The organism is Segatella bryantii, assembly GCF_022024215.1.
Classification (GTDB): domain Bacteria; phylum Bacteroidota; class Bacteroidia; order Bacteroidales; family Bacteroidaceae; genus Prevotella; species Prevotella bryantii.
The window spans coordinates 322,113-337,601 of sequence record NZ_CP091798.1 but is presented as its reverse complement, the minus strand read 5'-3'; the positions used below and the strand labels follow the sequence as shown (position 1 = coordinate 337,601).

Sequence of the window (15,489 nt, the reverse complement as noted above, 5' to 3'; positions counted from 1 at the left end):
TTAATGATTCTTATTTAAATAATTGTCAATTCTGTTTCTCTTCATGATTAGAAGGTAAAGTGGACACCACACATAAAGGTACGAGGTGTTGGGAAAGAACAGAAGTTATAACCTGGAGTAAACGTTCCACCTGCATAGTCTACATTATAGCCTTTATATCCAGTGAAAGTATACAAATTCTGAGCAGATACATATATACGTGCATCTGTTACCACACCACCAAACCATTTATTAGGCAAGTTATAGCCTAATTCTACATTAGCTATTTTCCAATAGGCAGCATTCTGAATCTTACGTGAACTGAACAAATTGTTCCATGCCATACCTGTATTTACAGCATATGTACGTGGCACATCAGACAGATATGTTAATCCATCTTCAGAATAACGGTTAGCATCAAGCATAGCAACATCCTTGTTTCCATAGCCATAACAAGAGTTCAAACTATTATAGATTTCATCTGATACATGATAGTTAAGTGCACCAAAAGTCTGGATACTCAAGTCAAAATTCTTATATTCAAAACGGGCACTGATACCAAAGTTTACCTTAGGAAGTCCACTTCCCAATACGACACGGTCTGCAGAGGTTATTTCGCCATCACCATTTACATCTTTATAAAGACAATCACCTATACCAGCACCAGTTTGTGTTATCACAGTACCATTCTCATTGACATGGTTGTCTAAATCCGCCTGAGTTCTGGCAATACCCTCATAAACATAACCATAGAATTGACCTATTTCCTGACCAACAATGGTAATATAGTCACCAGAAATATAGAAATTAGGACCAAAACCTAAAGACTTAACCCGATTTCGAAGTGTACTGACATTAGCACTTAAATCATACTTTAAAGGATGATCATGGTTACGATAAGTGGCAGAGAATTCAAAACCACTATTGTCCATGGTGGCTGCATTCATGGTCACGGTTGTATTAGAAACACCTGCATTCTCTGGTACAGGAACACTATAGAGCAAATCTTTTGAACGATTTCGATACCACTCTGCTGTAAATTCTAAACGGTTATTAAACATGGCTAAGTCGATACCTATATTAGTCGTAACTTTCTTCTCCCAAGCTATATTCTCATTAATAAAGGTAGAGATAGCAGAACCTGTAACTACAGTATTACCAAAGCTATAGGTCATATTATTACGAGCCATCGTTGCCATATACTGATATTCACCAATATTCTCGTTACCTAATTCACCATAACTTGCACGAATCTTAAACAGATTTACTACATCATGACTAATCGGGAAGAATTTTTCTTTATCAAAACGCCAACCTGCTGATACAGAAGGGAAAGTACCCCAACGAATATTACGAGAAAGGCGAGAACTTCCGTCACGACGAATGACTGCAGAAAAAAGATATTTCTCATCAAAGTTATAATTCAAACGACCAATAAAAGAAGCCAAAGCATGCTTATATTCGTATGAAGAAGCATCACGGGTTGCAGCATTTTGTATCTGTAGAAAATAAGGTTCATCAAATTCAATACCCCATGCTGTCAAAGTATTGGTATGTTCCTCCTCATAAGTCTGGCCAAGAACCAAATTAATATTATGTTTAGCAATATGCCCATCATATGTAAGTGTATTCTCTATCAAAGCATCAGAATAATCGCGTGATCCTTTGGTTAAACGTTCATTGGCCTTGGCCAAATATACACGGTTACTCTGAATCCACGAAGGAACCCAGGTTTCATCTGTTGCATGAGTTTTGCTATATGACAAGTTGATGTTATAATGTAAACTATGATTCTTGCTGTGCAAACCAACCATATTCATAAGATCAACATCTGCAGATGCAGTACCTACAAATCTATCAGCTATAGTATTACGAGTTAACAAATTATTGATTAACAATGGGTTTGAAGCTGATATATCACCATGAATAGTGTCATAGTATACACCATACCCGTAAGCATCATATTTATAACCATTAGCAGAACCTACTTGATCATCCAACACCCATGTTGAATTATCGTATGCCTTAATAGTTGGCTGCATTAACAAAGTACCACGAAGCACATTAGTAACATCACCATAAAGACCCTGTACATATTCTGAAGCATTAGAAATAGCCATGTTATCCTGGTCTGAGTGAGAATATACTACACTCGTACGGAACTTAATAAACTTAGTATCCATCGTGTTATTTACACGAGCTGTATATCGAGTATAGTTAGGTCCGGCACCTTCGATTGTACCTTTCTGCTGGAAATAATCAAGACCAATATTATAGGTATTATTGGCACCACCACCACTTAAATTGACATTGTGGTTCTGACGAATACCAGTTTTAAAGACTTCATCAAACCAATCAGTATTGGTATCGTCCATAAAATGATATTTGCCATCTTCCCCTTTGCTATAACCACTAGGGATCGTTGTAGCTGAATTTTCTAATGCTTGACCAAGATACTGACTATACTGATCAGCATTCATGACGTCATATACACTTTTAGAAATTTTATCGACACCAAAATAGCCTGTATAGTCAACCTTCAGAGGTTGATCTTTTCGACCACTTTTTGTTGTAATAATAACTACACCATTTGCAGCACGAGAACCATAGATAGCACCAGCTGCTGCATCTTTCAATACCTGAATAGTAGCAATATCATTAGGAGAAAAATCACGGATAGTAGTACCCACAGGCACACCATCAATTACATATAACGGAGCAGTACTACCGAAAGAACCAATACCACGAATACGTACAGATGGGTCTGCACCAGGCTGACCATCAGAAGTTATCTGAACACCAGGAACTTTACCTTCAAGCATCGTAGAGATATTTGAATTAGAAACCTTCTTCATCTCCTCCGCATTCACAATAGATACAGCACCCGTTAAATCGGCTTTTTTCTGTGTACCATAGCCGACGACAACCACCTGATCTAACACATGATCATCTGTGGTCAACTGAATTTGCTCGATTTCAGAACGGCCTCTTACGGCTACTTCACGGTCTTTATAACCAACATAGCTGATAAGTAAGACAGCTTGAGATGGTGCCTCCAACTGGAAACGACCATCAAGATCTGTGACCGCCCCCTTATTTGAGCCTTTCACTTTAACAGTTGCTCCAATAAGAGGATTACCTTGTTCGTCAACAACCAGGCTACTTACCTTAATTGTTTTTGCCTGTGTCACTGAAGCCATTACTGGAGTTGGACAAATAGTAAGTCCACTCATAGCGCCTAGACATAGCATAGCTGAGAATAGTTGTTTTCTCATTTTACAAGTATTTAGGTTATTAATTGATAGAATAGTTATCTTGTTTTTCTTGACCAAAAGATTATTATACAATTCTAAAACTGGTAAATATTCACTGTCGATTTATTTTACATCCGAAAGTTTACTATTATAATTGAAATAAGAACGATTCCAATACCAGTCAGAAAGATATATTATGTTTTTACAGCATAATTTTATTAGGTTTTCATTCTTAGGTCATTAATTATCTGAGATACACTCATTTGTCTATGCCGCAAATATATACAAAGTGCAGTTTTGCAAGGTGGACAAAATAATCTATTAGGTGGACAAATAAAGATTCGTGTTGTAAATTCTCTATTTATCCACCTAGCATTTATTAATTCTCGATATCTTCTTAATTTACAGGTGCTTCTCCATTATAAACCGATGGAGATACACCATACTGTTTTGAAAAACAACGAGTGAAATATTTCGGATCATTGAATCCTACACTATAGGCAATCTCTGTAATATTTCGTCCACCTGTAGCATCCAACAATAATTTACTTGCGACTTCCAAACGATAACGACGTAAAAATTGTGCTGTCGAATCTCCAGTCTCATTAGTTAATTTTCTACTTAGAGCACTTCTACTCATTCCTAACTGATCGCCTAATTCAGACACACCAAATTCTGAATTTTGATAATTTTCTTCAACAATACACATTACCCGTTCCATAAATGGAACATTATTTTTCTCAACTTCCTTAAGTGTAGCCTCAACGCTTTTAGACTGGCTCTCTGCATATCGCTTTTGAGTTTGAAGAATCTCTTGTATACGCGTCTGTAGCTTACCAGGTTCATTACTTTCTTTTAAAGCTACTTCCAATGGACGATAAAGCTTTTCGACTTCACGATCATGCAGCACTTTAATTCGACGCTTATACAAATAGCGAGCTATAACTACAACCAAAAGTAATATTAATAGGAAAAACCACCAACTCTTCCAAAAATAAGGAATTACATGCACATTTATAGAGATACTATTCTCATCAGTTTGTAAAACAGATGAGTATTTCACCTCGAAAGTATAATCGCCCGAAGGCAGACTCGTATAACGTACACTATGCTGTCCTGGTTGTAACTGAATCCAATCATTATCAAACCCCTTAAGACGATAGCTATAAACACCTTGTGTTTCGCTACCAAAATTTAAGGTCGAGAAATCAATCATAAATGCCTTGTCACTCTCATGAAGATAAATATCATGAGCTATAGATATATCTTCCTCTAAAAAACGAGAACCAGCATATGCCTCCCTCTGATCGATCGTAAGTCCAGTAAAACGTAAATGTCCCTTATAAATACGTTCTACATTTTCTCCATTCAACTGTATTAATCCAGCGGTGGTACCTAAATACAAAGCTCCAAAAGGCGACTTCACTGCTGAATTAAAATAGAATTGTGAAGAAATTAATCCATCATCCTCTGTATACTTCGTAAATACTCCGGTTTTAGGATTTAAATGAGTTAAGCCATAATCTGTAGTTATCCATAAGTTTCCTTTCTGATCTTCTACAATTCCTTTCACACTATTATTAGAAAGGCCTTGAGCCATAGAATAATTTTCATAAGATACCTTTCCATTCTTATTGACAACCCTTTTGTAAAGTCCATAGCCATTACTTCCTAACCATAAAGTGCCATCTTTCGCTTCGTAGAAGCTACAGATTTTATCAATGATTTTACTTTTAGGATTATCCAATTTATGTCGAATATGGCGAAAAGAAAAATACCCTTTTCTACTTTTACGAGATTTTAAGTCAACTACAACCATTCCTTCTACACATCCTACATAAAGCATCCCCCCTCGAGTTATAATAGAACCTATACAACCACGAATGGTTCGATTTTCTAAAAACGGCTGCTCCAAGGAATTAGATTTGAAATTATAAAAGAAAAGACCGTCATTCGTTCCTATCCACAATCCATTATTTATGCGATCATACGTCAGCGTTCCCACAAAGAGCAATGACTCCTGAAATTTTGCAGGTATCTGAAGAGGACGAATATCTTGCGGATAATCTATTTGCATTTGATGTACACCTCCTCCCCAGGTACCAACCCACATCATATTTCTCCCATCAGTAGTAAGACAAGAAACACTATTATGGGTAAGAGCAGAGTTAGACTTATTAATATGCAAGAAAGACGACTCTCCACTTTTCTTCATATTCAAACCACCCTCTACTGTACCTACCCATAATTGCTGACGCGAGTCTATTAACATTGAGTTTACTGCATTCGGTGAAATCGAAGCAGGATTATCTGAGTGAATATAATTAGTCAACAGCAATTGACGAGGAGATAACTTGGTTATACCTCCAGACTCTGTACCTATCCATAAATTACCATGACTATTCGAGATGCAATGAATAAAATTACTACTCAACGGAACTGTTTTATGACATACATCCCAAACATCAAATACTGTTTTACCAACTTGCAATACATCTATACCACAATATGTACCAACCAACAAAGACTTGCCGAAAACAGATAAACACGAAATAAAATCATGAGACAAATCTCCTTTTTTTCCCGTATATCGAAAAGCCTTTAAAACAGTACCATTAGGGTTCATTATATACAAGCCATGATTAGTCCCCAGCCAGTATTTTCCTTGATACTTAATAAGTGCTGACAAAAAAGCGATTCCTGTATTTTTAAGAGATGATATTGTTTTAGCCACCTGAAGCCTCCCACCTTGAGCCTTCAATTTCACCAATGTACTATTAAGACAAACCCAAGGACAACCATCCTGATCGATATCAGTAATTATCACATCTGGTGTATTGGCCTTATAGCTAAACGAAAGTATCTGCACAACTTCACCTTGATTATTAAAAGCTATACGATAAATATAACCCATCGTAACCAACCAAATACATCCTTTACTATCTGTCATAACTCTAACAGAACGTTCGGATATTATTTTATTTAAGTCTAATATACCAGGCTTTACTTTTGGCATAACCTGTCGCATCATATCCAAATCTACGATACTTGTACCCTCATCAAAAGAGACCCATAGACGATGAAATCGATCTTCAGTAAGATTTCTACAAGAATTACTTCGAAGTGACAAGCCCTGAATTCTTGTTCCAAAATAACAATTATAGCCATCATAGCGTACTAATCCTCCACTTTGAGTAGCAATCCATACAAAACCACGACTATCCATAAAAATATCATTAACAAAGTTATTAGGAAGCCCTGTCATAATATTTAAATAGGATACATCATATTGCTCAAAAAGTTGTATTTGAGCGACACTATTCGCCATGGATAATAGTTCTATCAGTAGTGTTAGTAGTACATACTTCATAGGATTTTTCAAGTATAATTGGTTTAGGTCGACTACAAAAGTACAAAAAAACTAATAATATAAAAAAAAAATCGCTTAAAATTCCGAGACCTTCCCAAAATAATCTCATGAATTTTAAGCGATTGCAATAAATATTTCTATACGATAAATATGATTATTTTATCTCTATAATCAATGTTTGTCGAGGAGATAAACGAATATTCTGATCCAAACGGACAGTGTCTCCCGAAATAATATCAGTAGCCTTCAAACGCCCACCAATAATCTCAGCATAACGTTTCACCTGACAAATCGCATCATGATCGGTACCATTCAATATTGTCATGACCGCCTTACCCTTATACTGACGTGCAACGACATAAACACCATCCACAGGAATAAACTGAGTCTGTTCACCATGAACAATCACCTCGTTTCCTTGACGCCAATGCAACAGTTTGCTTACCCAATCAAACATGGCATTTTCGTCATGAGTTCTTCCATCTTTACTGAAAGCATTGTGAGTATCTCCAGGAAAACCTCCAGGAAAATCTTTACGTACATTTCCATCAGTAACCTCTTTGGTACCATTCATCAATATTTCAGTACCATAATAAAGTTGAGGAATACGTTTAATAGTCAATAACAAAGCCAAAGCCTGTTTCAGATTATTTACATCCTTTCCATTACCCAAAAAACGATCAGTATCATGATTCTCTATAAAAGCCATTACACTGGAAGGATTAGGATAGAGATAATCATAACACAAACTATTATAAATTCGATGAAATCCCTTTGACCAATGATCAGTTTCCTCTGTCTTAGCTTGATTAACTCGTTCAAAGAAAGCAAAATCCATAACGGTTTTCAAATAGCTATTCTTTTTACTCAATTTACTATCTTTCTGCCATGCAGCCGTATAAGCAGGTTCAGCTACCCACGTTTCACCTACGGTATTAAAATTAGGATACTCTTCATTGAGACATTTCATCCACTCAGCCATTCCGTCTCTATCGGCATACGGATAGGTATCCATACGGATACCATCAATACCAACAGTTTCTATCCACCATTCAGAATTCTGAATAAGATAACGCATCACATGCGAATTACGTTGATTCAAATCGGGCATAGAGGGAACAAACCAACCATCCACTGTCTCATGCATATCTATCTTAGAAGCATACGGATCGAGAACAGGAGTTAACTTATAAGATGTCTGCAAATATGAAGAAGCAGTCTTTTTATCGCCCATTCCCGTATTACGATCTACACCTGAAGCATTGGCATCCTGCGCCTCACTCAGCCATTCTGGGGTATTAAACCAGTCTTTGCTTGGCATATCCTTTACCCAAGGATGCTCAAAACCACAATGATTAAAGATCATATCCATAACCACTTTCAAGCCCTTAGCATGCGCATCTTGAACAAGTCTGATATATTCCTCATTCGATCCAAATCGAGGATCCACTTGATAATAATTCGTTGTGGCATAACCATGATAAGTAGAATAGCCATGACTATCTGGAGAATTATTTTCTAAAACAGGAGTAAGCCAAAGTGCCGTTACACCCAATTGATTAAAATAATCTAAATGTTGACGTATGCCTTCCAGATCACCTCCATGTCTCAAAGATGGCTCTGAACGATCATTAACATATGGATTCATTCCCTTAATCTGATCATTTTTACTGCTTCCTGAAGCAAAACGATCAGGCATCAACATATAGAGAACATCTGCATTCGTAAAACCTACATGATCTTCACCGGCCATCTGTCGATTATTTAACGGATAGTTGACAATTTGTTTATCAAACTTCAGTTTCATCGTTCCAGCCTGAGCATCTTTCACATTCAGATAAACCAACAAATAATTTGGAGAATCCAATCGTACAACAGAATCGACCTTCACTCCTGGGTAATCCGTAGAGAATTTAGCTTGACGGATATTTTTACCATAGACCATCAGTTGCAATGACGGGTTTTTCATACCCACAAACCAATTGGCAGGCTCAATTCGTTTTACTTTCGTCGCTGCACCTACATGTAAGCAACCGCATAACAATGCTAATAAAAATATTTTTTTCATAGTTGTATTCGTTCTATTAATCATGAAATATTAACGCAGACTGTCCATCTACCATCACCTTTCCGCCAGTCATCTTATCGATACCATCTTCATTGATTATTCCATCACAAGCTACTACTGTATATAATCCCTCAGGAATTATTATCTCCTGTGCATCACGATTACCATTAAGGATGACATATATCGTTTTCCAAGAATCCCCCCCAGCATACTCCTTTAATACAAATCCAACCATCGCAGGCTGTACCGGCAAAAAAGAAAGATGCTTACGCACTAAATCTGCATCACCTAGTCGGAAAGCAGGATGATGCTTACGCAAGCAAATGAGATTCTTATAATAAGAAAACACTTGAGGATATTTTTTCAGATTATTCCAGTCTAGCTGATTAACTTCATCTGAAGAATTATAACTGTTATGAACCCCTTTCTTGTCACGAAGCATTTCCTCGCCAGACAATACAAATGGTACTCCCTGAGAAGTAAACACGGCAGTCTGAGCTAATTCATCCAACCGAATCAACTCATCGTCCTTGATACCTGGCAACTCTGCACGGAGGCGATCTACCAAACACATATCATCATGACAACTAACATAGCTAATTTGCTGGGTAGGTTGCAAAGCAAATGGCTTTTTATCATAATTTACCTTACTCATATCGACATCATCATGTGCAATACCTCCAACGATACCAAATTTCAAGCTTTCTTCTTCACCTGACAATCCCGCCAAAAATGCACCTTTCCTATCATCCGAGAATGGACCACGCAAGGCATCACGCATATCATCACTAAAGACTGCAATACCCGGCATTTTATAAGTAACCGCTTTCATCGCCAACATATCTTGTGGATAAGCACAACTACCAGCACTCCACCCTTCACCATACACAAAGATAGAAGGATTAATTCGATTTAATTCAGTGCGTACTTCATTCATCGTCTCTATATCATGCACCCCCATCAAGTCTACACGAAAACCATCGATGTGATATTCTTGAGCCCAATACTTGAATGATTCTAACATAAACTGGCGCATTAATGGCTTATCAGATGCTGTTTCATTACCACACCCAGAACCATTTGAAGGCGTCCCATCGGCATTAAATCGATAATATGCATTCGGATATGTCTTCTGAAAATTACTATTATCTAAATCAAAAGTATGATTATATACCACATCCAAGATAACACGGATACCCGCCTTATGCAAAGCCATAACCATCGCCTTAAACTCCTTGATACGAGTAGATGGATTATATGGATTCGTGGAATAAGAACCTTCTGGAACATTGTAGTTCAAAGGATCATATCCCCAATTATACTGAGGCTGATCTAACTTGGTTTCATCTACAGAGGCATAATCAAAAGAAGGCAAAATATGAACGGCATTTATACCTAATTCCTTCAAATGGGCTATTGCCTTCGGTTCTGTTAAAGCCAAAAATTTTCCTTTGTTTCGTATGCCCGAGGATGTGTCGATGGAGAAATCACGATGGTGCATTTCATAAATGACAAGATCTACTGGCGAACGAAGATTTAGAATATGATCCAACTCCCACCCTTCAGGGTTAGTGGTTGCCATATCCAGTATGAAACCTCGTTTGCCATTTACACTCACAGCCTTAGCAAAGACACCAGGAGTTTCTCCCTTCCCCATATCAAAGGTATAATATTTACCTACCAGATTACCTCTTACCGTTTGTATCCAAAGATCTTTTCCTGATTTCTTTAGAGATATGGTTTTCCATGGTTTATGAGTTTTGTCATTCTGATATATTCGCACTTTCACCTTACTAGGTGCATGAAGTTTAAACACAGTCTGCTCAGGACTGTAAGATACTTCTTTAAAAGTATCCTGCGCCTGAGCAGATGACATCAACATGAGAGCTGTCATAACAGCTATTAGTCTATTTACTTTCATTTAGCTATCAATGAGATGGCAAAGCCACCACCAGGAGCCTCAGTTAACTTGAGGGTATCACCTTTTTTAACGATGCGATGGGTAATGGTATATGCCTTTGGATTTTTTTGATAATGTGCATTTTTAGCGTCTGCATAAATGGTACAGTCGTACTTCCTTCCCTTATCCAGGAAATCGAGTTTAAGGGTACTCTTATGACCATTTTCGTCGCATTTACCACCAACAAACCAATTATTAGTACCTTTTGCCTTACGGGCTACAGTAATATAGTCTGCAGGCTCTGCTTCCAAATACTTACTATCATCCCAATCACAGGCGACGTCCTTGATAAACTGAAAGGCATCACGATATTTGGCATAATTTTCTGGAAGATCAGCAGCCATCTGCAATGGTGAATACATAGTGACATAAAGGGCCAACTGACCAACCAATGTAGTACGAACCCATGAAGTATTGTCACTCCAAGTATTCAACTGAGTTTCCAATATACCAGGAGTATAATCCATTGGGCCACCTTGCAAACGAGTAAATGGAAGTATCACGGTATGATCTGGTTTATTTCCACCAAAAGCTTCATACTCTGTACCTCGCGCACTCTCGTTGCCAACCAAATTAGGCCAGGTTCTGCAAAGTCCCGTAGGACGAGTTGCCTCATGCCCGTTAACCATAATATGATGTTTAGCAGCAAGCTGTACATTATAAAGATAGTGATTATTCATAGACTGCGAGAAGTGATGGTCGCCGCGAGGAATTATATCACCAACATAACCCGTTTTTACAGCATCATAACCATACTTATTCATCAGGTTGAATGCATTTTCCATGTGACGTTCATAATTACCAACACTTGAAGAAGTTTCGTGATGCATCAAGATTTTTACCCCCTTTGAATGTGCATATTCGTTCAAATACTTAATATCAAAATCAGGATAAGGAGTAACAAAGTCAAATACATCACGTTTCCAATGATTAGCCCAATCTTCCCAACCTACATTCCATCCTTCAACCAATACTTCTTGCAATCCATTAGCAGCAGCAAAATCAATATATTGCTTTACTTTTTGTGTATTAGCAGCATGTCGACCATTAGGCTTTACACTATTCCAGTCAATCTGATCTAACTTAATTGATGGAAAATCATCTGTGTAATGCCAAGAACTCTTACCTACAATCATTTCCCACCACACACCACAGTATTTAGTAGGATGAATCCAAGAAGTATCTTCAATCTTACATGGTTCATTCAGATTCAGTATCAAGTTACTTGAGAGCATATCACGCGCATCATCACTAACCATTACGGTACGCCAAGGACTCTGACATGGTGTTTGCATATAGCCCTTCATTCCTGTGGCATCAGGAGTTAACCATGACTCAAATACCATATTTTTATCATCCAAATTCAAATGCATTGTAGCATAGTCGATGCAAGCGGCCTCATGGATATTGATATAAAGTCCATCTTGAGATTTCATCTGCAAAGAGGTCTGTACTCCAGTTGGTGAGAATACTGATACAGAAGAGTTATCCCAGTTGACTGCATCATGGAAGCGACTGCGAATCTGTGAAAGCTTGCTTTCCTGTGTTTCCTGCTCTTGTGTATCATAGTCACCTGGCAACCACCAAGCAGTATGATCACCTGCCATAGCAAACTGTGAATGTTCCTCCTTAATCGTAAAGTAGGTTAACGAATCCTGTTGTGGAAATTCATAGCGGAATCCCATACCATCATCATATACCCTAAATCGAATTATCATCTTACGCTTACTTTCCCCTTGATTCAGATCTACTTCTAATTCGTTATAATGATTACGAATGGTAGCAGTTTCACCCCAAACAGGTTTCCAAATTTCATCAAAAGTAGATGATTTTGTGTCTAAAATTTGAAAACCATCCATTAAACTGGTTTCACGAAGTCCTTTAGAGGTATGCTTGTCTTTTGCCAGTTCCAGTCCTAAATGAGAAGGTTTTACCACGGCCCTACCCTTGTAAGTCATTTCATAAGTAGGCTGCCCATTTCCTGTTAATGAGAAGTTGACAATAATCTGTCCATTAGGAGATTTGACGGTCTGAGCCGACACGAGAAAAGGTGTCAGCAACAGACTGAGTAATAATGTTACTTTTTTCATTTTTGTGTTATAAGGTTACTTTCTTCCAGCCTCGAGTATCAATTCTGATACACAATGCGAGAAATCTTGGTTATTTATTAAATCCTCAATATTCACATGCATACGATAACGCCAGTAATGGCGTGGATTAGCCGGTATATTGATTCGCTCTGCATTTTGGTCTGCCAAACGAAGTTTTTCATCGATAGCCATCCAGTCTTGAATGCTCAAAACACAGAGCATAGAAGGTGATGCAAGATGGCGACTGATAATATTGCGAGCCAGCCATCCTGGAAGTGGATGTGGTGCAGGCCCCTCACGATGCAACATCGTATTATAGTATTCTTGAGTACGTTCCCAATCTTCATCCCACCATTGACGCAATGTTGGCATATCGTGAGAAGATATTGTACATACCGAACGGTATGGATTTCTACTCAAATGCCCAAACTTAACGGTAGGGTCCTTTGGCATACTCTGTAGTTCTAGGCTTAAAATGCGAAGCTGATTCATAACCCATGGCACACAATCAGGAACCATTCCCAGGTCTTCTGCACAAACGAGCATACGAGTAGCCTCTACAAGTCTAGGCAATTTCTTCATAGCTTCACCATACCAGAACTGATTGTTTCTACGATAATAATAATCATTATAAAGCTTATTAAATGCGGCTTTGTCATTATCCCAAAGTGCTTCATAAACAAAATCAAACTGCACCGAGATTCGTGGGTGAAACTTGCTTGGATCTTTACTGTCACGTATAAAGAGTACATCACTAATAAGTGAGTATAACCCATCTCTAATCCAGATATCCTGATCTGAAGTTTTACCTTCAAATATCGCCTCAATCTTACGCTGAGTATCGTATTCTGGTTTCATTTCTAGAATATCATCATGTACACGATTCAGATATTTGGCTTTGACTTCATCCGCATGTTCTTTGAAAATACGCTCTACCACCCAGTCTGCAATAAATGGTTTAGTAAACTGTTCTTCCTGAAAATGAAGTCCATATCCCTCGATTTCGTCACGGGTCATCCCTAATGATGGAGCAAACTGACCTAACAAACCATGGACGGAATTAACAGGTATTTCCCATATGCGGAAGAAACCAAGTACATGGTCGATACGATAAGCATCAAAAAACTTCGACATATTCTGGAAACGGTGAACCCACCAGACGCAACCATCCTTAATCATTTCATCCCAATTATAGGTTGGGAAACCCCAGTTTTGGCCATTGACGGAGAAATCATCAGGTGGAGCTCCTGCCTGTCCATTCAAGTTGAAATATTTTGGCTCCATCCAGACATCACAACCATATCGATTTACCCCAATAGGAATATCACCTTTCAGAATAACACCCTTTGATTTAGCATATTCATGTACGCTTTGCATCTGTCGATTCAAGATAAACTGCACATAATAATAAAAAGCTACATGTTGATACGCTTGCGATTTATGATCTACTAGTATATCTCGATCAGCCTCATTCCAAACTTGATGGTCTGGCCAAGTAGAGAAATCAGCAGTACCATACTCTTCCCTCAAATAACTATACTGTGCATAAGGCACTAACCACCATTCAGCCTCCTTGAAGAATTGTTTAAAGTCGGTAGACTTAAGAACCTTCTCTCCCTCCTGAGCAAAGAGTTCCTTAAGATATTCATTTTTAGCCTCATTCACACGTTCATAATCTATTTGCTTCAGAGCATTCAATTCCTCACGAAGTTTCTCGAAGTCATTTTTCTTCTTTACATTCTTCAATGATGGTAAAACTGTAAAGTCAACATATTGCGGATGTATAGCAAAGATACTAATACAACTATAGGGATAACTATCCGTCCATGTATGCGTTATTGTCGTATCATTGATTGGCAACACTTGAAGAACTCGCTGATGGGTCTGTGCCACAAAAGTAATCATCTTCTTCAAATCACCAAAATCACCGACACCAAAACTTGTTTTTGAACGAAGCGAGAATACAGGCACAAGAGTACCAGCCAATTTTCGATCGTATATTTCGAAGAAAGCCTGGTCTAATTCATACACTTCTACATCACCAGCTTTCATTTCTGGTAAATCTATAGTACGATTATACCCCGTTTCCCATAAAGGACTATAATCAGCTTTCTTATTCTTTGCAATAAACTTAAATTCGAGATGATAAGTATTCAAAGCCTCAACATTGAGGTCAACTACCCACTCATTATAATTATGCTCAGCCATAGGAATAGCTTTATCAGCATTCCATTTTCCTAAAGCTTCAATACTTCCACAGAGAAATAAAGCTTCATTCTCACGCAATTGTGGAGCATGAACCTTTATCTTTACGGTCTTTGGATAAGCATGAACCGGTTCTTCTCCTAACACAATATGGTTAATACAATCAGTGTAAGCTGAAGAATATAAATAAGAATCAGCAGGAATATCATTCCATCGGTCGTAAGTAACATAGTGCTCGCCTTTCAAAGAAGACAATTTCAAGATATGCGGAGCCAATTTCCATTCAGATCGCACCTCCTGATTTCCTCTTACTACACTATAATAATAAGACAATATCTTTAACTCCTTATGACTACCTTTAATAGAACCACTCCAATGGAGTCCATCGCATGTTGACAATCTACATTGGCTTTTGGCATTACTGTTTATTACATTCAGCACCAATTCTTCTCCGAAGACGGTCTGATAAGCTATATTGAATTCTATTTTCATAGACTAGTTATTAATTTTGTTGCTAAGTTAGTAAAAAAATCTAATAACTTGTTTGCACAATTTACATGATT

The 15,489-nt window shown here is 37.8% G+C and carries 6 protein-coding genes; all 6 read right to left on the bottom strand.

All coding sequences use genetic code 11. The features are described 5' to 3' along the window. Positions 1–47: 47 nt before the first annotated feature. The gene (locus tag L6471_RS05470) at positions 48–3,254 is read right to left on the bottom strand and encodes a SusC/RagA family TonB-linked outer membrane protein (protein ID WP_237797535.1); all 3,207 of its coding nucleotides are present in this window, start codon (positions 3,252–3,254) and stop codon (positions 48–50) included. 376 nt (positions 3,255–3,630) lie between these two features. Continuing rightward, complete coding sequence (locus L6471_RS05465; protein WP_237797534.1) at positions 3,631–6,603, bottom strand: two-component regulator propeller domain-containing protein; 2,973 nt, start codon at positions 6,601–6,603, stop codon at positions 3,631–3,633. Positions 6,604–6,757: 154 nt separating this feature from the next. Further along, positions 6,758–8,671 (bottom strand): glycoside hydrolase family 13 protein, encoded by a 1,914-nt coding sequence (locus L6471_RS05460; RefSeq protein ID WP_237797533.1) that lies wholly within the window; start codon positions 8,669–8,671, stop codon positions 6,758–6,760. Between the two features lie 16 nt (positions 8,672–8,687). Next, entirely contained in the window at positions 8,688–10,592 is a 1,905-nt protein-coding gene (pulA, locus tag L6471_RS05455) for a type I pullulanase (RefSeq protein WP_027453072.1), read from the bottom strand. After that, complete coding sequence (locus L6471_RS05450) at positions 10,589–12,721, bottom strand: glycoside hydrolase family 97 protein (RefSeq protein ID WP_237797532.1); 2,133 nt, start codon at positions 12,719–12,721, stop codon at positions 10,589–10,591. The genes pulA and L6471_RS05450 overlap by 4 nt, the downstream gene beginning before the upstream one ends. 15 nt (positions 12,722–12,736) lie before the next feature. Beyond that, positions 12,737–15,418, bottom strand: coding sequence for a 4-alpha-glucanotransferase (locus L6471_RS05445; protein ID WP_237797531.1), 2,682 nt, complete (start codon positions 15,416–15,418; stop codon positions 12,737–12,739). Positions 15,419–15,489 lie beyond the last annotated feature (71 nt).